The 18998-nt window shown below is 74.3% G+C and carries 20 protein-coding genes; 14 read left to right on the top strand and 6 right to left on the bottom strand.

The features are described from left to right. Window positions 1-94: 94 nt before the first annotated feature. From KPF22_RS09560 to KPF22_RS09550, 3 genes are read right to left on the bottom strand one after another with little or no spacing between them, the layout of a single operon-like run. Window positions 95-1477 (bottom strand): dihydrolipoamide acetyltransferase family protein, encoded by a 1383-nt coding sequence (locus KPF22_RS09560; protein ID WP_224401785.1) that lies wholly within the window; start codon window positions 1475-1477, stop codon window positions 95-97. After that, complete coding sequence (locus tag KPF22_RS09555) at window positions 1474-2442, bottom strand: alpha-ketoacid dehydrogenase subunit beta (protein ID WP_224402405.1); 969 nt, start codon at window positions 2440-2442, stop codon at window positions 1474-1476. The genes KPF22_RS09560 and KPF22_RS09555 overlap by 4 nt, the downstream gene beginning before the upstream one ends. A 23-nt stretch (window positions 2443-2465) precedes the next feature. Then, window positions 2466-3524, bottom strand: a complete 1059-nt coding sequence (locus KPF22_RS09550) for a thiamine pyrophosphate-dependent enzyme (RefSeq protein ID WP_374107468.1) — start codon at window positions 3522-3524, stop codon at window positions 2466-2468. Window positions 3525-3719: 195 nt separating this feature from the next. On the opposite strand from KPF22_RS09550, the gene KPF22_RS09545 reads away from it, so the two are divergent. Next, a complete protein-coding gene (locus tag KPF22_RS09545; RefSeq protein ID WP_208821063.1) occupies window positions 3720-4124 on the top strand; it encodes an Lrp/AsnC family transcriptional regulator in 405 nt (134 codons plus the stop codon). 4 nt (window positions 4125-4128) lie between these two features. Here the strand turns inward: KPF22_RS09545 and paaK are convergent, their stop codons facing one another. Both paaK and paaZ read right to left on the bottom strand, forming a co-directional pair. After that, a complete protein-coding gene (gene paaK, locus KPF22_RS09540; protein ID WP_208820987.1) occupies window positions 4129-5460 on the bottom strand; it encodes a phenylacetate--CoA ligase PaaK in 1332 nt (443 codons plus the stop codon). After that, complete coding sequence (gene paaZ / locus KPF22_RS09535) at window positions 5460-7490, bottom strand: phenylacetic acid degradation bifunctional protein PaaZ (protein WP_224401783.1); 2031 nt, start codon at window positions 7488-7490, stop codon at window positions 5460-5462. The genes paaK and paaZ overlap by 1 nt, the downstream gene beginning before the upstream one ends. Window positions 7491-7634: 144 nt before the next feature. Between paaZ and KPF22_RS09530 the strand changes: the two genes are divergently transcribed. Genes KPF22_RS09530 through KPF22_RS09520 form a run of 3 tightly spaced genes read left to right on the top strand, consistent with a single transcriptional unit; the run spans window position 7635 to window position 9441 of the window. After that, the gene (locus KPF22_RS09530; RefSeq protein WP_224401782.1) at window positions 7635-8450 is read left to right on the top strand and encodes an enoyl-CoA hydratase/isomerase family protein; all 816 of its coding nucleotides are present in this window, start codon (window positions 7635-7637) and stop codon (window positions 8448-8450) included. Next, a complete protein-coding gene (locus KPF22_RS09525; RefSeq protein WP_062396736.1) occupies window positions 8447-9043 on the top strand; it encodes a TetR/AcrR family transcriptional regulator in 597 nt (198 codons plus the stop codon). The genes KPF22_RS09530 and KPF22_RS09525 overlap by 4 nt, the downstream gene beginning before the upstream one ends. After that, window positions 9040-9441: a GNAT family N-acetyltransferase gene (locus KPF22_RS09520; RefSeq protein WP_208820994.1), complete on the top strand. Its 402-nt coding sequence runs from the start codon at window positions 9040-9042 to the stop codon at window positions 9439-9441. The genes KPF22_RS09525 and KPF22_RS09520 overlap by 4 nt, the downstream gene beginning before the upstream one ends. Before the next feature lie 52 nt (window positions 9442-9493). On the opposite strand, the gene KPF22_RS09515 is transcribed toward KPF22_RS09520, so the two are convergent. Further along, window positions 9494-10411, bottom strand: coding sequence for an endonuclease domain-containing protein (locus KPF22_RS09515; RefSeq protein WP_224401781.1), 918 nt, complete (start codon window positions 10409-10411; stop codon window positions 9494-9496). 199 nt (window positions 10412-10610) lie between these two features. On the opposite strand from KPF22_RS09515, the gene paaA reads away from it, so the two are divergent. The 10 genes from paaA to KPF22_RS09465 all read left to right on the top strand — a co-directional run bounded on the left by paaA (window position 10611) and on the right by KPF22_RS09465 (window position 18997). After that, window positions 10611-11570, top strand: coding sequence for a 1,2-phenylacetyl-CoA epoxidase subunit PaaA (paaA, locus tag KPF22_RS09510; protein ID WP_208820999.1), 960 nt, complete (start codon window positions 10611-10613; stop codon window positions 11568-11570). Continuing rightward, the gene (gene paaB / locus KPF22_RS09505) at window positions 11567-11968 is read left to right on the top strand and encodes a 1,2-phenylacetyl-CoA epoxidase subunit PaaB (protein WP_224401780.1); all 402 of its coding nucleotides are present in this window, start codon (window positions 11567-11569) and stop codon (window positions 11966-11968) included. Before paaA ends, paaB begins: the two co-directional genes overlap by 4 nt. Then, window positions 11965-12843 (top strand): 1,2-phenylacetyl-CoA epoxidase subunit PaaC, encoded by an 879-nt coding sequence (gene paaC, locus KPF22_RS09500; protein ID WP_208821001.1) that lies wholly within the window; start codon window positions 11965-11967, stop codon window positions 12841-12843. The genes paaB and paaC overlap by 4 nt, the downstream gene beginning before the upstream one ends. Further along, entirely contained in the window at window positions 12840-13328 is a 489-nt protein-coding gene (gene paaD, locus KPF22_RS09495) for a 1,2-phenylacetyl-CoA epoxidase subunit PaaD (RefSeq protein WP_224401779.1), read from the top strand. Before paaC ends, paaD begins: the two co-directional genes overlap by 4 nt. 82 nt (window positions 13329-13410) lie before the next feature. Continuing rightward, window positions 13411-14580 (top strand): 1,2-phenylacetyl-CoA epoxidase subunit PaaE, encoded by a 1170-nt coding sequence (gene paaE / locus KPF22_RS09490; protein WP_224401778.1) that lies wholly within the window; start codon window positions 13411-13413, stop codon window positions 14578-14580. 11 nt (window positions 14581-14591) lie between these two features. After that, window positions 14592-15368 (top strand): IclR family transcriptional regulator, encoded by a 777-nt coding sequence (locus KPF22_RS09485; RefSeq protein ID WP_083474260.1) that lies wholly within the window; start codon window positions 14592-14594, stop codon window positions 15366-15368. A gap of 98 nt (window positions 15369-15466) precedes the next feature. Continuing rightward, window positions 15467-16810, top strand: coding sequence for an MFS transporter (locus tag KPF22_RS09480; protein WP_208821005.1), 1344 nt, complete (start codon window positions 15467-15469; stop codon window positions 16808-16810). After that, window positions 16807-17871 (top strand): aromatic ring-hydroxylating dioxygenase subunit alpha, encoded by a 1065-nt coding sequence (locus tag KPF22_RS09475; RefSeq protein WP_208821008.1) that lies wholly within the window; start codon window positions 16807-16809, stop codon window positions 17869-17871. The genes KPF22_RS09480 and KPF22_RS09475 overlap by 4 nt, the downstream gene beginning before the upstream one ends. Then, window positions 17868-18059, top strand: coding sequence for a hypothetical protein (locus KPF22_RS09470; RefSeq protein WP_073577386.1), 192 nt, complete (start codon window positions 17868-17870; stop codon window positions 18057-18059). The genes KPF22_RS09475 and KPF22_RS09470 overlap by 4 nt, the downstream gene beginning before the upstream one ends. Then, window positions 18056-18997 carry a PDR/VanB family oxidoreductase gene (locus KPF22_RS09465; RefSeq protein WP_224401777.1) on the top strand — a complete coding sequence of 314 codons (942 nt, stop codon included), beginning with the start codon at window positions 18056-18058 and terminating at the stop codon, window positions 18995-18997. Before KPF22_RS09470 ends, KPF22_RS09465 begins: the two co-directional genes overlap by 4 nt. Window position 18998 lies beyond the last annotated feature (1 nt).

Genomic DNA, 18998 nt, shown 5'->3' with positions numbered 1-18998 from the left:
TCACCGCGGAACGCGGTGACCTCGTGTTCGCGCCGACGGGCCCAGCGGATCGAGCCGGTGGTGATCACCCGCCGTCGCTGAGCGCCGGGCGGGCTCAGAGGTCGGCGAGCGCGGACAGCGGCGACTCGACGGCATCGGCGACGAAGCGGAGGAACCCGCCCGCGGTGCCGCCGTCGCAGACCCGGTGGTCGAACACCAGTGACAGCTGGGTGATCGACCGCGGGACGACCGCGCCGTCGACGATCCACGGCCGCGGCAGCACCCGTCCGACGCCCAGCATCGCGACCTCGGGATGGTTGATGATCGCGGCGCTGCCGTCGACGCCGAGCACCCCGTAGTTGTTCAGGGTGAACGAGCCGCGGGTCAGCTCCGCGGCGGTGACCGAGCCGTCCCGGGCGGCTGCGGTGAGCCGGCGGATCTCGGTGTCGAGGCCGCGCATCCCGAGGCGATGGGCGTCGGCCACCGACGGGACGACCAGGCCACGGTCGGTCTGCGCGGCGATACCGAGGTGCACCCCGTCGAGGTGCACGATCTCCCCCGCCTGCGTGTCGACCCGGGCGTTGAGCTCGGGGAACCGCGCGAGACCGGCGACGACGAACCGGGCCAGGATCGCGAGCAGCCCGACCGGGCGGCCGTCGGCGCCGGTGAGCTGCGGGCGCAGGGCGAGCAGGTCGGTGGCGTCGACGTCGACCCAGGTCGTGGCCTCGGGGATCTCGGCGCGGCTGCGGGTCAGGGTCTCGGCAACGGCGCGGCGGACCCCGCGCAGCGGCACGATCCCCCGCACCGCGAGCCCGGTGCGGGGGTCGCGGCCCGGTGCGGTGCCGGTCGTCGGAGCGGACGGTGCAGCAGCAGGCGCGGCGGCGGCGGTCGGCGCGGCGGGAGCGGCCGACGCGGCAGCGGACGGCGCGGCGGCGGCAGCCTCCGCCGCGCGGGCGGCGGCGAGCGCCACGTCGTGGCGCAGCACCATGCCGCCGGGGCCGGTCCCCTCGACCGTCGCGAGGTCGATGCCGTGGTCGCGGGCGAGCCGCCGCACCACCGGGGACTGCACCGGCCGGCGCTCCCCCGGCGCGCGCTCGGCGACGGATGCCGCCACGACCGCGGGCGCGGCAGCCTGCTCGGGCTCGGGCGGAGCCGCGGGCGCGGCGGCACGCATCGCGACGCGGCGGCGCCGGCGGACCCCCTCGTGCCCGCCGGACGTGCCGTACCCGATCAGGACGTTGCCCGACCCGGCTTCCTCGGCGTCCCCGACCGACACCAGCGGCTCCCCGACCCGCAGCGTCTCGCCCTCCGCGCCGTGCCGGGTCAGCACCGTGCCCGCGTACGGCGACGGCACCTCGACCACGGCCTTCGCCGTCTCCACCTCGGCCACGGGCTGGTCGACGCCGACGGTGTCCCCGTCGGCCACGAGCCAGCGGACCAGCTCGGCCTCGGTCAGTCCCTCCCCCAGGTCGGGCAGGGTGAACACCTGGGCACTCACGCCGCGTCCTCCCAGCCGAGCGAGTCGACGGCGTCGAGCACCCGGTCCACCCCGGGCAGGTGGTGCCGCTCCAGCTTCGGCGGCGGGTAGGGCACGTCGAACCCGGTCACCCGGCGCACCGGCGCCTCGAGGTGGTGGAAGCACCGCTCGGAGACCCGGGCGGCGATCTCCGAGGCGACCGAGGCGAACCCCGGGGCCTCCGCGACGACGACCGCCCGCCCGGTCCGGCGGACCTGCGCGCAGACGGTCTCGTCGTCGAACGGGACGATCGACCGCAGGTCGACCACGCCCAGGTCACGGCCCTCGCGGGCGGCCTCCTCGGCGGCGGCGAGCGCGACCGGCACCGTCGGGCCGTAGGCGATGAGCGTCGCGTCGACCCCCGGGCGGCGGACGACGGCCCGTCCGATCGGCGGCACCGGGACGGTCGTGTCCACCTCCTCCTTGGTGAAGTAGTGCCTCTTCGGCTCCAGGAAGACCACCGGGTCCGGGTACGCGATCGCCGCGCGGAGCAGGCCGTGGGCGTCGGCGTTCGTGGCCGGGGCGAGCACGGTCAGCCCGGCGGTGTGGGCGTAGTACGCCTCGGAGGAGTCGCAGTGGTGCTCGACGCCGCCGATCCCGCCGGCGTAGGGCACCCGGATGACCATCGGCAGCCGCATCCGGCCCGCGGTGCGGTTGCCGAACTTCGCGACGTGGCTCGCGATCTGCTCGAACGCCGGATACGCGAACGCGTCGAACTGCATCTCGACGACGGGCCGCAGCCCGTTCATCGCCATCCCCACCGCCGTGCCGACGATGCCGGACTCGGCGAGCGGGGTGTCGAAGCAGCGGTGCTCGCCGAACTCGGCGGCGATCCCGTCGGTGACCCGGAAGACCCCGCCGAGCGGACCGACGTCCTCCCCGAACACGACGACGGTCGGGTCGGCGGCCATCGCCTCGCGCAGCGCCGTGTTGATCGACTGCGCCATGGTGAGCTTCACGGGTCCGACGTTCACGGCGTGACCTCCAGCTCGGCGCGCAGCCGGTCGCGCTGCTCGCGCAGCTGCGGGGTGGGGTGGGCGTAGACGTGCGCGAACAGGTCCTCGGGGTCCACCGGGGACTCGGCCGCGATGCCGGTGCGCAGGTCGGCGGCCATCCGCTCGGCGTCGTCGGTGAGAGCGCGCTCGGCGTCGTCGGTGAGCAGGTCGTCGGCGCGCAGCCGGGCGCGCAGACGCAGCAGCGGGTCGCGGCCGGCCCAGGAGGCGACCTCGCTCTCGTCGCGGTAGCGGCCGGCGTCGTCGGCGTTGGTGTGGGCCTCCATGCGGTAGGTGTCGGCCTCGACCAGGGTCGGGCCGCCCCCGTCGCGGGCGCGGCGCAGCGCCTCGTCGAGCACGGTGAGCAGGGCGGGCAGGTCGTTGCCGTCGACGCACACCCCGGGCATGCCGTAGCCGAGCGCCTTGTCCGCGAGCCGGGCCGCGGCACTCTGCCGGTGCAGCGGCACCGAGATCGCGTACTTGTTGTTCTGCACCAGGAACACCACCGGGGCGCGGAACACCGCGGCGAAGTTCAGCGCCTCGTGGAAGTCGCCCTCGCTGGTGGCGCCGTCGCCGCAGAGCGCCAGGACGGCGTCGGGCTCGCCCTTGAGCCGTGCCGCGTGGGCGACGCCGACCGCGTGCAGCAGTTGCGTCGCGAGCGGGGTCGCCTGCGGGGCGACGCGGTGGGTGGCGACGTCGTACCCGCAGTGCCGGTCCCCGCGCAGCATCGTCAGCACCTCGACCGGGTCGACGCCGCGGGCGACGATCGCGGCGGTGTCCCGGTAGGTCGGGAAGAGCCAGTCGTCCTCGGCCAGCACCATCGCCGCGGCCACCTGGCAGGCCTCCTGGCCGCGCGAGGACGGGTACACGGCCAGGCGTCCCTGCCGGACCAGTGCACCGGCCTGTTCGTTGAGCCGCCGGGCGTGCACCAGGCCGCGGTAGCCGGCGAGCAGCCGGTCCGGCGGCGGGAGCTGCGCGCCGGGCACGGTGGTGCCGTCCGGTTCCAGCAGGCGGACGGTCTCGCGCCGGTCGTCCACGATGACTCCCCCCCGTGCGGACACAGTGGCTCGAGAATGGCGCATGATCCGTACGATCGACTCGAAGCAGAGAGATGACGAGACGATCGGTCCGCAGCGCGGCACCGCTCCGGACGAGTGGTCCGGGTCACCGGTGCCCGGCGGGGCGCGGCGAGACGAACGGAGGGGCCGGTGCTCGACGACATCGACCGGCGGATGGTCGCGGAGCTGCAGCGCGACGGGAGGCTGACCGGGCGCGCGCTGGCCGAGCGCCTGACGATCTCGCGGGCGAACGCCTACGCCCGCCTCGCCCGGCTCGTCGACGATCGCGTGGTCACCGGGTTCACCGCACTCGTCGACCCGGACAAGGTGGGGCTGCACACCTCGGCGTACGTGACGCTGACGGTGCGCCAGAACAGCTGGCGCGAGCTGCGCGAACAGCTGCGCGCGATCCCCGAGGTCCGGCACATGGCACTGGTCGGCGGGGACTTCGACGTGCTGCTGCTGGTGCGCACCACCGGCAACGACGCGCTGCGCAGCGTCGTGCTCGAACGCCTGCAGGCGCTGCCGACGGTCGTGTCGACGCGGACGATCCTGATCTTCGAGGACGAGTCCCGCTGACGGGTCAGGCCTTCGGCTCCCGGTGGTCCTTGAGCCGCTGCAGCTTCCCGACCGAGCGCTCCAGGGTGTCGGGGTCGACGACGTCGCAGGTCACGGAGATGCCGACGGTCTCCTTCACCGCGCGCACGAGCTCCGCGGCGGCCGGGGCGCGGCGGTCGGTGGGCGTGTCGCCGCGGGCCTCCACGCGCACGGTCATCGCGTCGAGCCTGCCCCGGGTCGTCAGCTCCAACTGGAAGTGCGGTGCGAGCCCGGGGGTGCGGAGCACGATCTCCTCGATCTGGGTCGGGAAGACGTTCACCCCGCGCAGGATGATCATGTCGTCGGACCGGCCGGTGATCTTGGCCATCCGCCGCATCTGCGGCCGCGCGGTGCCCGGGAGCAGCGTCGTGAGGTCGCGGGTGCGGTAACGGATGATCGGCAGCCCCTCCTTGGTGAGGCTGGTGAACAGCAGCTCGCCCTCGGAGCCGTCGGGCAGCGGGGTGCCGTCGAGCGGGTCGACGACCTCGGGCAGGAAATGGTCCTCCCAGATGTGCAGGCCGTCCTTGGTCTCCACGCACTCCTGCGAGACACCGGGTCCCATGACCTCGGACAGCCCGTAGATGTCGACGGCGTGGATGCCGGCCCGCTCCTCGATCTCGGCGCGCATCTGCTCGGTCCACGGCTCGGCACCGAAGATCCCGACCTGCAGGCTCGTCGACCGGGGGTCGACACCCTGGCGCTCGAACTCGTCGAGCAGGGTGAGCATGTAGCTCGGGGTCAGCATGATGACCTCGGGTGAGAAGTCGCCGATGAGCTGCACCTGGCGCGGGGTCATCCCGCCGGAGACGGGGATGACGGTCGCACCCAGCTTCTCCGCGCCGTAGTGCGCGCCGAGCCCCCCGGTGAACAGGCCGTACCCGTAGGCGACGTGCACGCGGTGCCCGGGGCGCCCGCCCGCCGCGCGGATCGAGCGGGCGACCAGCGAGGCCCACCGGTCGAGGTCGCCCGCGGTGTAGCCGACGACGGTGGGCCTGCCGGTGGTGCCCGACGACGCGTGGATCCGCGCGATCCGCTCACGCGGCACCGCGAACATGCCGAACGGGTAGGTCTCACGCAGGTCGGCCTTGGTCGTCGTCGGGAACCGAGCGATGTCGGCGAGCTCGCGGCAGTCGTCGGGGTGGACGCCGTGGGCGTCGAACTTCCGCCGGTAGTGCGGCACGTTGTCGTAGGCGTGCCGCAGCGACCACTGCAGGCGCTCCAGCTGCAGCGCGCGCAGCTCGTCGACCGACATCCGCTCGGCGGGGTCCAGCAGCTCGGCCGGGGGCGCGTCGCCCGGGCGCTTCGTGGCGGTCGTCATCACGCGTCCTTCTTCGCGACGAGGGTGAGCACGTCGTAGCGGGCGACGGACTCGCCGTCCTGCCGCGTGACGTCGGCGTCCCAGCGGACCTCGCCGTAGCCGGCGGACTCGCGCGGGGTGAGCTGCTTACAGGTCAGGGTCACGGTGAGCTCGTCGTCGAAGCGGACCGGGGTGAGGAACCGCAGCCCGTCGACGCCGAAGTTCGCGAGCACCGGGCCCGGGTCCGGGTCGACGAACAGGCCCGCGGCCAGCGAGACGACCAGATAGCCGTGCGCGACGCGCTGCCCGAACAGCGGGTTCGCCGCGGCGGCGGCCTCGTCCATGTGCGCGTAGAACGTGTCGCCGGTGAACTCGGCGAAGTGCTCCACGTCCTCCCGGGTCACCCGGCGCGGGCCGGCGACCAGGCAGTCGCCGGGGCGCAGCTCCTCGAGATGCCTGCGGAACGGGTGCACGTCGGTGGTGTGGCGCTGCGCGCCGGTGACCCAGCGGCCGGTGATCGCGGCGAGCGAGTCGGGGTCGGCCTGGACCGCGGTGCGCTGCATGTGGTGGAACACCCCGCGCACGCCGCCCATCTCCTCGCCGCCGCCGGCGCGGCCCGGGCCGCCGTGGACGAGCTGCGGCAGCGGCGACCCGTGCCCGGTGGACTCGCCGGCGTCGCGGGCGTTGAGCACGTGCACGCGGCCGTGGAACGGCGCGACACCGAGCACGATCTCGCGGACGAACCCGGGGTCGGCGGAGACGACGGACCCGGCGAGCGAGCCCTGGCCGCGGGCGGCGTAGTCGATCAGCTGCGCAGGAGTGTCGTAGGGCAGCACGGTCGACACCGGGCCGAACGCCTCGACCTCGTGCGGCTCGGCGCGGTCCGGGTCACCGACCAGCAGCAGCGGGGAGACGAACGCGCCACGGTCGGCGTCGGCGCCGGTCACCTCGACGCGGTCGGGGTCGCCGAACACGATCCGGCCGGCGTCGCGCAGGGCCTTCACGCTGCGGCGGACCTCCTCACGCTGGTCGAGGCTCGCGAGCGCCCCCATCCGGACGCCCTCGGCCCCGGGGGCGCCCACCACGACCGACGCGAGCCGCGCGGTGACGGCCTCGACGACGGCGTCGACGTGTGCGCGCGGCACGAACGCGCGCCGGATCGCGGTGCACTTCTGTCCGGCCTTGACCGTCATCTCGGTGGTCAGGGCCTTCACGAACAGGTCGAACTCCTCGGTGCCGGGCGTCGCGTCCGGGCCGAGCGCGGCCAGGTTCAGCGAGTCGGCCTCGGCGGAGAACCGCACGGAGTTCCGGACGATCCCGGGGTGGCTGCGCAGGGTCTGCGCGGTCGACGCCGAGCCGGTGAAGCTCACCAGGTCCTGCCCGGTGAGGTGGTCGAAGCAGTCCCCCAGCGACCCGGCGACGAACTGGACCGCGCCGTCGGGGAGCAGACCCGAGTCCACGATCAGCTCGACCAGCCTCGCGGTCAGGAACGCGGTCGGCGACGCCGGCTTGATCAGCGTGGGTACACCGGCGAGGAACGCCGGGGCGAGCTTCTCCAGCGGCCCCCAGACCGGGAAGTTGAACGCGTTGACCTGCACCGCGACTCCGTGTCGCGGGGTCAGCACGTGCTGGCCCAGGAAGCTGCCGCCGCGGCCCAGCGGCTCGACCGCGCCCTCGACGAACACGGTGTCGTTGGGCAGTTCACGCTTGGCCTTCGAGGCGTAGGCGAGCAGGACCCCGATGCCGCCGTCGATGTCGAACTTCGAGTCGCCGAGGGTCGCGCCCGTGCGCGCGGAGACGGCGTAGAGCTCCTCACGGTGCTCGCGCAGGTGCCCGCCGAGTGCCTTCAGCAGCGCGGCGCGCTGGTGGAAGGTCAGCTCGCGCAGGGCCGGGCCACCGGTGCGGCGACCGTGGGCCAGGGCCGCGCCGAGGTCCAGACCCTCGGCGGAGACACGGGCGACCTCGTCGCCGGTCACCGCGTCGTACAACGGGCGACCGTCCCCGGATCCGGTCTGCCAGGTACCGGAGAGGTGGCTGCGGAGCATGGTCATCGGCGAGCCTCCGTCGCGCTTCGTCGTCGAAGTCAGCATTGAACCGACCGTTCGTTCGGGAGAACCTAGCACCGGACCTCGCCGACGCACCAGACTCACGTCGCACCGGGGACCGATCGTTCGGTCGGCCGCTACGCTCACCGGATGACCTCCCCCGCCGGCACCGATCCCGCCGTCCTCGTGACCCGCGACGAGACCGACCCCTCGGTCGCGGTGGTCACGCTGAACCGGCCCGCGAAGTACAACGCGCTCACCGTCGAGCTCAAGGAGGCGCTGCTCCCCGCGGTCGTCGAGGTCGCAGGGGACGAGTCCGTGCGCGCGATCGTGCTGACCGGCGCGGGGAAGGCGTTCTGTGTCGGGCAGGACCTGGGCGAGCACGCCGCAGCGCTCGACGCCGACCCGGTCGACGCACTGGGCACCGTGCGCCGGCACTACAACCCGTTGATCCGCGCGCTCAACGAGGCACCGAAGCCGGTGGTCGCCGCGATCAACGGGCCCTGTGTGGGCGCCGGTCTCGGCATCGCGCTGGCCACCGACCTGCGGATCGCCGCGGAGGGGCTGAAGTTCGCGACCGCGTTCACCGGGATCGGGCTGTCCACCGACAGCGGCCTCGCGGCGTCGCTCGCGCACGCCGTCGGCGTCTCCCGGGCGACGGAGCTGGTGCTGCTGAACGAGCAGTTCACCGCCGAGGACGCCCGCAACTGGGGCCTGGTGCGCGACGTCGTCCCGGCCGACGAGGTCCTCGGCACCGCACTGGAGCTCGCGCGCCGGCTGGCCGCCGGGCCCACCCGCGCCTACGCCGAGGTGAAGGGCGCGCTGCGCTTCGGCGCGGTCAACGAGCTCCCCGCCGTCCTGGAGTACGAGGCCGACGCCCAGGTCCGGCTGTCGACCACGCGCGACCACCAGCAGGCCGTGAGCGACTTCCTCGCGAAGAAGAAGCCCGTCTTCGAGGGCCGATGAGCTCGCCGGTCAAGCGGGCCCGGCGGCCCAGCGGCGGCCGCGACGCACTGCTCGAGACCGCGGTCGGCGAGTTCATCGACCGCGGCTACGACGCGACGTCGATGGAGGACCTCTCGCGGGCCGCCGGGATCACGAAGTCGTCGTTCTACCACCACTTCGCGGGCAAGGAGGCTCTGCTGCGCGCGGCGCTGGAACGCGCCGTCGAGGGGCTGTTCGGCGTGCTCGACCTGCCCGAGGCCCGCACCGGCTCCCCCGCCGACCGGCTGCGGGTGATCGTCGCCGCGCAGGTCGGGGTGCTGATGGCCGAGCTGCCGTACGTCACCCTGCTGCTCCGGGTGCGCGGCAACACCGAGACCGAGCGCTGGGCGCTGGAACGCCGCCGTGCGTTCGACGCGGCCGTGCGCGCCCTGGTCCGCGACGCCGTCGACGCCGGCGAGGTCCGCTCCGACGTCGACCCGGCCCTGGCCGCACGACTGCTGTCCGGCACGATCAACTCGATCGTCGAGTGGTACCGCCCCGGCCGCCCCGGGACCGCCACCCTGCCCGAGGACGTCGTCCGCGCCGCGTTCTCCGGCATCGTCCCGGCGCCGTGACCGACCTCCGGGTCCGCGTCCGCCCCGAGGTCGACGACGTCGCGCTCTCCGCGCTGCACGCCGCCGGGTTCGACGAGACCCCACGCCTGCGACGCTGGTCCGCCCAGCTCGCCGCACACAGCCTGAGCTGGCTCGACGCCCGCGACGGCGACGCGCTCGCCGGGTTCGTCAACCTCGCCTGGGACGGCGACCGGCACGCGTTCCTGCTCGACCTCGTCGTCGCCGACGGGTACCGCCGCCGCGGGATCGGCCGGGCGCTGGTCGCCGGGGCCGTGGAGCAGGCCACCGCGGCCGGCTGCACCTGGCTGCACGTGGACTTCGCCCCCCACCTGACCCCCTTCTACCGCTCCTGCGCCCTCCCTCCCACCGACGCCGGCCTCCTGCGCCTGCACGGCTGAGCAGTCGATCAGCACGTTCTCGCCCGCGACGGGGCGGAAACGTGCTGATCGATCACGCGTGACCGCCTCGGGACGTCAGGCGGCGACGGACCTCGACGGCCAGGAGGTTGGGGTGGGCCAGGACCACGCGGGCCTCGGGACGGAGGATCTCCCAGCCCTGCGCGGTCAGGAACGCCTGCCGTCGCAGGTCCGCCCGGGCTCGGCTGCGGTCCAGGTGGTGCTCCCCGTCGTACTCGATACCGAAGCGCTGGTCGGGATAGGCGAGATCGATCCGGAACGGGCCCACCGGGTGCTGCAGCACCGGCCGCCGGATCCCGTGGTCGTGCAGGGCGAGCCGGACCCGGGTCTCCATCGGGGACTCGGCCAGCGGGTCCGCCAGGGCGACCAGGTCCGCGAGCCGCCGGCTCCCCCGGGCGACCGGACGGGCGGCGGCGAACGCCAGGACCTCCCCCGGTGGGTAGCCGCCGACCCTGGCCAGCGCGTCCAGCGCGATCACGGCGTCGGTCCGCCCGACCCGGCAGGCCAGGTCGAACGCGGTCCGCACCGGCGACGTCGTGACGACCGTCCGGCCCGGTAGGTAGCGGGGCCTCCGCTCACCGGGGACGGGGATCCGGACACCGGTCACGACGTCCGCGGCCGGGATGTCGCGGTGTCTCAGGACCAGTCCGGGCCGGCTGCGCCGATGCCCGAGCGCCACCACGACCTCCACCGGGACCCCGCGCGGTGCGCAGTCCGCGCCGAGCATCTCGGCCGCGGCCCACCCGCACAGTGCCGCCCGGCCGGTCCCGGCCCCGATCGCCCCGACGGCGACCGCCGCGCCCTCGCACCGCAGCAGGAAGGAGTCCGGGATGTGAGCGGCGACGAACACCCCGCGCACGACCGGGCGGAACCAGGGCCCCCGCAGCTGCTTGGAGGTGACCACCCCGGCGCGCACCGCCGCAGCGCCGAGGAACGGTCGCGCGAGATCCATGCCCCTTGGACCGCCTCGCCCGCCGACCGGTTCCCCGACGTCCCCGGTCGGGCACCCGCCGCCGCGCGTCGATCAGCACCTTTCCGCCCTGCACGGGGCGAGAACGTGCTGATCGACGCCTCAGGGACACGGGGTTGCGGGATCCCCCGGTCATCCGCCACACTCGTAGCCGAACGAACATTCGGTACGGAGGTGTCCAGTGACGAGCACCGCGCCATCCCCGGCGGAGCTGGAGGAGCGGTTCGACGCGACGATCGCGGCGGACCAGCGGATCGAGCCGCGGGACTGGATGCCCGAGGCCTACCGCAGGACGTTGATCCGCCAGATCGCCCAGCACGCGCACTCGGAGATCATCGGGATGCAGCCCGAGGGCAACTGGCTGCTGCGGGCGCCGTCGCTGCGGCGCCGGGCGATCCTGCTGGCGAAGGTGCAGGACGAGGCCGGTCACGGCATGTACCTGTACGCGGCGGCCGAGACCCTCGGCGTCGACCGCGAGGAGCTCACCGAGAAGCTGATCGACTCCAAGCAGAAGTACAGCTCGATCTTCAACTACCCGACGCTGTCCTGGGCGGACATCGGCGTCATCGGGTGGCTGGTCGACGGCGCGGCGATCGCGAACCAGGTCCCGCTGTGCCGCTGCTCCTACGGGCCCTACGCCCGGGCGATGATCCGCATCTGCAAGGAGGAGTCGTTCCACCAGCGTCAGGGCTACGAGTCGCTGCTCGCCCTGACCGCGGGGACCGAGGCGCAGAAGCGCATGGTGCAGGAGTCGGTGGACCGCTGGTGGTGGCCGTCGCTGATGATGTTCGGCCCGGCCGACGGCGACTCCCCCAACACCCACCGGTCGATGGCGTGGGGCATCAAGCGCCACACCAACGACGAGCTGCGCCAGCGCTTCGTCGACATGACCGTCCCGCAGGCGGCGGTACTGGGCGTCACGCTGCCCGACCCGGACCTGCGCTGGAACCCCGAGCGGCAGGCGCACGACTTCGGCGAGCCGGACTGGTCGGAGTTCACCGCCGTGGTGTCCGGGGCGGGGCCGGCGAACCGGCAGCGACTGGACCACCGGCGTCGCGCGCACGAGAACGGGGCGTGGGTGCGCGAGGCGGCGCAGGCCTACGCCGAGAAGCAGGCCGGGAAGCAGGGGGCACGGGCATGAGCGAGCAGGACATGGGCTCCGAGAGCAGCGCAGGCGGAACGAGCATGACCACCGAGGGCGGCCACGGCGCCGTCCCGACGACGGGTGTCGAGACCGGGCGGGGTGCGAAGCCGAGCCGGCGCGCCTGGCCGCTCTACGAGGTGTTCGTCCGCGGCAAGCGCGGGCTCAACCACGTCCACGTCGGGTCGCTGCACGCCGCGGACGACGAGATGGCCCTGCACAACGCCCGCGACGTCTACACCCGCCGCAACGAGGGCGTGAGCATCTGGGTGGTCCGCGCCGACGCGATCACCGCGTCCAGCCCGGACGAGAAGGATCCGTTCTTCGCCCCGAGCGGGGACAAGGTCTACCGGCACCCGACGTTCTACGCGATCCCGGAGGAGGTGCCGCACCTGTGAGCGGCTCCGTCTACGACGGCCTCACCGAGGAGGGCGACGACCCGCGCTGGGCGTTCGGGTCGGGGTTCGAGGACAGCGAGGCGGACATCGTCGCGCCGGTTCCCGCGGGCACCGATCCGGCGGACCTCGCGGAGTACTGCCTGATGCTCGGCGACGACGCGCTGGTCCTGTCCCACCGGCTGACCGAATGGGTCTCCAACGCCCCGGAGCTGGAGGAGGAGGTCGCGCTCGCCAACACCGCGCTCGACCTGCTCGGCCAGGCCCGGGTGCTGCTGTCGCGCGCCGGGCACCTGACCGGCCGCGACGAGGACGCGCTGGCCTACTGGCGCGAGGTGTCGGAGTTCCGCTGCGTCGGGCTCGTCGAGCCGTCCGACGACCTGGACTTCGCCCGCGCCATCGCCCGGCTGCTGGTGTTCTCCACCTGGCGGCTCGCGCTGCTGCACCGGCTCACGGGCTCCGCCGACCCGGTGGTCGCCGCCGTCGCCGCGAAGGGGGTCAAGGAGGTCACCTACCACCGTGACCACGCCGCGCGGTGGACGCTGCGCCTCGGCGACGGCACGCCGGAGTCGCACCGGCGCATGCAGGACGCGCTGGAGTGGGTGTGGCCGCACCTCGGCGAGCTGTTCCGCACCACCGACACCGAGCGACGCCTGGTCGCCGCCGGTGTCGCCGTCGACCCGGCGGACACCCGCGAGGAGGTCGACGCGGTCCTCGCGCAGGTGATCGGGCGCGCCACGCTGACCGTGCCGCAGGTCCCGGCCACCGGCACGGTCGGGGGCCGCGGCGGCCGCCAGGGCGTGCACACCGAGAAGCTGGAGCCCGCGCTCGTCGTGCTGCAGAGCCTCGCGCGCCGGCACCCCGGGGCGTCCTGGTGAGCGGGGCGGGCACGGTCGTCGCGCAGGTCGTCGACCCGGAGATGCCGATGCTCACCCTCGACGACCTCGGCGTGATCCGCTCGGTGTCCGAACAGGACGACCGCGTGACGGTCACGATCACCCCGACCTACTCCGGCTGCCCGGCGATCGAGGAGATGCGCGCGGACATCCGCGGCGCGCTCACCGCGGCCGGGTACGCGCGCGTCGAGGTGCGGACGGTGTTCTCCCCCGCCTGGAGCACGGACTGGATCAGCGAGGCCGGGCGGCGCAAGCTCGCCGAGGCCGGCGTCGCGCCCCCCGGGAGCGCCCCGCGGACGGATGGACCGATCCCGCTGACGCTGGACGCGCCGTCGACGGTCGTGCCCTGCCCGCAGTGCGGGTCCCGGGCGACCGAGGAGCTGTCGCGCTTCGGCCCGACCGCGTGCACCGCGCTGCGGCGGTGCACCACCTGCCGGGAGCCGTTCGAGCACATGAAGGAGATCTGAGGGTGTGTGAGCATCGCAGCGAGCCCCGGCGAGCGAGGAGCGGAGCGCGCCCGGTGATCGACCGGACCGGCGAGGAGATCCGATGAGCGAGCGGCGCGCGGCGGCGTGGCAAGCCCGGGCCAACCAGGCGTACGGCCGGACGACGCTCGCCCTGGACGACGAGATCGAGGCCCTGCTGGCCGGGGACGACGCGCTGCCCGCCGGCTTCCACCGGCTCGTGGTGACCGAGGTCGACCGGCTGTGCGACGACGCCGTGGCCGTCACCTTCGACGTCCCCGAGGACCTGCGCGGGCACTACGACTTCCGGCCCGGCCAGTACCTGACCCTGCGGAAGGTCACCGCCGACGGCGAGGAGCGCCGGTCGTACTCGATCTGCTCCGCCGCCGGGACCGCGCCGCGGGTGGGGGTGCGCCGGGTCGACGGCGGCCTGTTCTCCGCCTGGCTGGTCGACGAGGTGACCCCGGGCGACGTCGTCGAGGTCGGGCCGCCGGCCGGGTCGTTCACCCCGGAGCTGACCGCGGGCACGCACCACGGCCTCGTCGCCGCCGGGTCCGGGATCACCCCGGTGCTGTCGATCGCGGCGTCGCTGCTGGCCGCGCACGACGACACCCGCGTCACCCTCGTCTACGGCAACCGGCGGACCGACACGGTGATGTTCACCGAGGAGATCGCCGACCTGAAGAACCGCTACGGCCCGCGGCTGCACCTGCTGCACGTGCTCTCGCGCGAGCCCACCGAGGCCGAGATCGTCAACGGCAGGCTGGACGCCGACCGGCTGCGGCTGCTGTTCACCGCGCTGGTCGACACCGGCGACGTCGACGACTGGTGGCTGTGCGGCCCGCTCGGCATGACCGAGGCCGCGGTCGCGGTGCTCGGTGAGCTGGGCGTCGAGCGGCGCCGGGTGCACCGCGAGCTGTTCTACGTCGACGAGCCGCCGCCGGAGCTCGACCGCCACGAGCCCGGGCCGGACGGCGACGGCGCCCAGGTCACGGTCGTCCTCGACGGACGGTCGACGACGCTGGCCGTCCCGGCGGGCGAGTACGTCCTCGACGCCGCCCAGAAGGTCCGCGGCGACCTGCCGTTCGCCTGCAAGGGCGGGGTGTGCGGGACGTGCCGGGCGAGGGTGACCGACGGCGAGGTGACCATGCGGCGCAACTACGCGCTGGAGGACGACGAGGTCGCCGCCGGGTTCGTCCTCACCTGCCAGTCCCGCCCGGTGACCGACACCGCCACGGTCGACTACGACGCCTGATACTGGCGGGCATGACCACGTCGCGTCGCGGCCACCCGGTGGGACCGACCGGGTCGGTCGTGGTGCGCGCGCTCGGCCTGCTCGACGCGTTCGGCCCCGACCGGCCCGCGCTGTCGCTCAGCGACCTCGCCCGGCACGCCGACGTCCCGCTGTCGACCGCGCACCGGCTCGTCGCCGACCTGGCGGCGTGGGGCGCGCTGGAACGTGACGACGAGGGCCGCTACCGGATCGGGCTGCGCGTCTGGGAGCTCGGCGCGCTCGCCCCGCGCGGGCAGGCGCTGCGCGAGACGGCGCTGCCGTTCCTGGAGGACCTGTCCCGGGTCACCCGGGAGAACGTGCAGCTCGCGGTGCGCGAGGGCGCCGAGGTGGTGTTCGTCGAGCGGCTCGCGGGGTCCGGCGCGGTCCCGGTGCAGACCCGGGTCGGGGGGCGTTTCGCGCTCACCGCGACCGGGGTCGGGCTGGTGCTGCTCGCGCACTCGCCGCCGGAGCTGCAGGACGAGGTCCTGGGCGCGCGGATCGAGCGCTACACCCCGTTCACGGTGACCGACCCGCAGCGGATGCGCCGCATGCTCGCCGACGTCCGCCGCGACGGCCACTCGGTCAGCGACCGGCAGGTCACCGACGACGCGCTGTCGGTCGGCGCCCCCGTCTCCGACGCCCGTGGCCAGGTCGTCGCGGCCGTCTCGCTCGTCGTGCGGCACGGCAGCGTGTCCGCCCGCGCACTCGCCCCGCTGGTGCGCACCACCGCCGCCGGGATCAGCCGCGCGCTCAGCACCTCCACGCGCTGAAACCCTTCCATTCTCCGGAAGGAACGTACGGCGCGGCCTTCGTCGCCCCGCATCCTCGCTGCACCACCACGACCGCGCGGAGACGACGGAGTCCCACCATGCGCCCACCCCCCGCGGCGGACACCGTCCGCCGCCTGCTCGACGACGCACCGATGTCCCGGTACCAGTGGGGCGCGGTCGCGGCGTGCGTCCTGCTCAACGTGCTCGACGGCTTCGACGTGCTGGTCATGGCCTTCACGGGCCGCTCGGTCGCCACCGAGTGGGACCTGTCCGGCAGCCAGCTCGGGCTGCTCCTGTCCGCGGGCCTGGTCGGCATGGCCGCCGGTTCGGTCCTCATCGGACCGTGGGCCGACCGCGTCGGGCGGCGGCCGATCGTGCTCGGCTGCCTGGTCGTGGCGGGCCTCGCCATGCTGGGCTCGGCCGCGGCGCAGTCCCCCGGTCAGCTCGGCGCGCTGCGGCTGGTCACCGGGCTCGGTGTCGGCGGCATCCTCGCCACCAGCAACGTCGTCGCCGCGGAGTACGCCTCGGCCCGCTGGCGGGGGCTCGCGGTCAGCCTGAACTCCACCGGCTACGCGATCGGGGCCGTCCTCGGCGGCGTGCTCGCGGCCACGCTGATCGGGCAGTTCGGCTGGCGCTCGGTGTTCCTCGCCGGGGGCCTGGCGACCCTGGCCGCGGTCCCGCTGGTCTGGTGGCGGCTGCCGGAGTCCCTGGACTTCCTGCTCGTGCGCCGCCCGGCCGGGGCGCTGGAGCGGGTCAACGCGCTGCTGGCGCGGATGGGGCACGCGGCGCTGCCCGCCCTCCCCGACGGCGCCCCGGTGCGGACCGGCGTCGCCGCGGGGTACGGGGCGCTGCTGCGCCCGGCGCTGCGCCGCACCACGGTGCTGCTCTGGATCAGCTTCTTCTGCGTGATGGCCGGGTTCTACTTCGTCACCAGCTGGACGCCGACCCTGCTGGTCGAGGCCGGGCTCTCCCCGGACGCGGGCATCGCCGGCGGCACCCTGCTCAACGTCGGCGGCATCTTCGGTGCCGCCGGGCTCGGCCTGCTCGCCGCCCGGTTCGCGCTGCGGCACGTGCTCGCCGGATACCTGCTGGCCACCGCGGTGCTGCTGGCCGTGTTCATCGCCAGCACCTCCTCGCTCGCGGTGGCGTTCGTCGTCGCCGCGCTGGTCGGGCTGTTCGTCAACGGCTGCGTCGCCGGGCTGTACGCGATGGCACCGACCTCCTACGGCGCCGACGTGCGCACCACCGGCGTCGGCACCGCGCTCGCGGTCGGCCGGTCCGGGGCGATCCTCGCGCCGACCCTGGCCGGGGCGCTGCTCGACGGTGGCGCGACCCCGCAGTCGCTCTACCTGCTCTTCGCGGGCGTGTTCGTCGGCGCGGCCGCCCTCGTCCTGCTGCTCCGCCGATCCGACACCCCCACCACCCAGGGAGTCCCCGCATGAGCTCGATCCCCCGCGACCAGTGGTACGTCGCCGCCTACTCCGCCGAGATCGGCCGCGAGCTGTTCGGCCGCACGATCTGCGACGAGCCGATCCTGTTCTGGCGCACCGAGGCCGGCCAGGTCACCGCGCACGCCGACCGCTGCGTGCACCGCCGGTTCCCGCTGTCCCAGGCACCGAGCCGGCTCGTCGGCGACACCGTCGTCTGCGGCTACCACGGCTTCACCTACGGCGCGGACGGGAAGTGCGTGGCGGTGCCGGGGCAGAACCGGGTGCCGCGCACGGCCCGGCTGGCGGCCTACCCCGTCGTCGAGCAGGACTCGCTGATCTGGGTCTGGATCGGGGACCCGGAGCGCGTCGACCCCCTGCGCATCCCCCGCGCGACCTACCTCGACGACGCCGCGTGGACCACGGTGCGCGGGATGGAGCCGCTGGCCGCACGGTTCTCGCTGCTGGTGGACAACCTGCTCGACCTGTCGCACGAGACCTACCTGCACGGCGGCTACATCGGCACCCCGGAGGTCGCCGCCACCCCGATCTCCACCGAGGTCGACGAGGACGCCGGCGTCGTCTACGTCTCGCGGCACATGGCCGACGCCGAGTGCCCGCCGTTCTACGAGCGCTCCACCGGTCTGTCCGGGCGGATCTCGCGCTGGCAGGACATCGAGTACACCCCGCCGTGCCTGTACAAGCTGCACTCCCGGATCGCGCCGGTCGGCTCGGTCCCGCACGCCGACGGCTCCGACCCGGACGCCTTCCACGTGGAGGTCGTCTACGCGATCACCCCGGAGACCGAGCACTCCACACACGACTTCTGGATGGTCGCGCGCGACTTCGCCCTCGCCGACGTCGAGGTCTCGGCGTTCCTCGCCGAGCAGAACCGCACCGTCGTGCTGCAGGACGTCGAGGCGCTCGACGTGCTGGAGAAGGTGATCGCGACCGAGCCGGCGGGCTACCAGGAGCTGTCGGTCAACATCGACACCGGCGGGCTCGCCGCGCGCCGGATGCTCGCCCGGATGGCCGGCGCGGCACCGGCGGTCCCGTCCCCGGCGCCCGCCCGGTGAGCGCGATCCCCGAGGCCCCGCCCGTCCTGCACGGGCACCGTGTCCAGCGCATCCACTGGGTGCTGGGCACCGACCTGCTGCGCGCGGTGTGCCACTGCGGCGCCGAACGCGTCTTCGACGACCCGGTGCCGTTGTGGGACTGGCTGCTGGGCTGCCCGGTGGACCACGAGACCTGGAGTACGTCGTGACCGACCTCGAGCTGCACCTGGTGGTGGAGAAGAAGGAGCTCCTCGCCGACGATGTCGTGCTGCTGACCCTGCGCGACCCGTCCGGCGCCGAGCTCCCGGAGTGGACGCCCGGTGCGCACCTCGACCTCGTCCTGACCGCGGACCTCGTCCGGCAGTACTCGCTGTGCGGGGACCCGGGCGAGCGCTCGGTCTACCGGGTCGCGGTGCTGCGCGAACCCACCGGGCGGGGCGGCTCGGCGCACGTGCACGACGTCGTCGCCGAGGGCGACACGGTGCTCGTCCGCGGGCCGCGCAACCGGTTCGCACTCGTCGACGCCCCGGGCTACGTGTTCGTCGCCGGCGGGATCGGCATCACCCCGCTGGTCCCGATGATCGCGGCGGCGCACGCCGCGGGCGCGGACTGGCGGCTCGTCCACGGCGGGCGCAGCCGGGCGTCGATGGCGTTCACCGAGCTCGCCGGGCGTCACCCCGACCGGGTGACCCTGGTGCCGCAGGACGAGGCCGGGCTGCTCGACGTCGCCGGGATCCTGGCCGCGGCCGCCGGGCGGCCCGTGTACTGCTGCGGGCCGGAGGGGCTGCTGGCCGCCGTCGAGGCCGAGGGCGAGCGTCTCGGCGTGCCGGTGCACGTCGAGCGGTTCTCCGCCCGGCCCGGCGCGCTCGACGGCCCGGACGAGGCGTTCGAGGTGGAGCTGTCGGGGTCGGGGACGGTCGTCGCCGTCCCGGCGGGCTGCTCGATCCTCGACGCCCTGGAGGGCGCGGGGATCGCGACGCTGTCCTCGTGCCGGGAGGGGACCTGTGGGACGTGCGAGACCGGGGTCCTCGCCGGCGAGCCGGACCACCGGGACTCGCTGCTCACCGAGGAGGAGCAGGCGTCGAACGAGGTGATGATGCTGTGCGTGTCGCGCTCCCGGTCGCCGCGGCTGGTGCTCGAGCTCTGAG

It is taken from the genome of Pseudonocardia sp. ICBG1034 (genome assembly GCF_020131375.1).
GTDB classification, from domain to species: Bacteria; Actinomycetota; Actinomycetes; order Mycobacteriales; family Pseudonocardiaceae; genus Pseudonocardia; species Pseudonocardia alni.
This window is presented reverse-complemented; position numbering and strand designations above follow the sequence as displayed.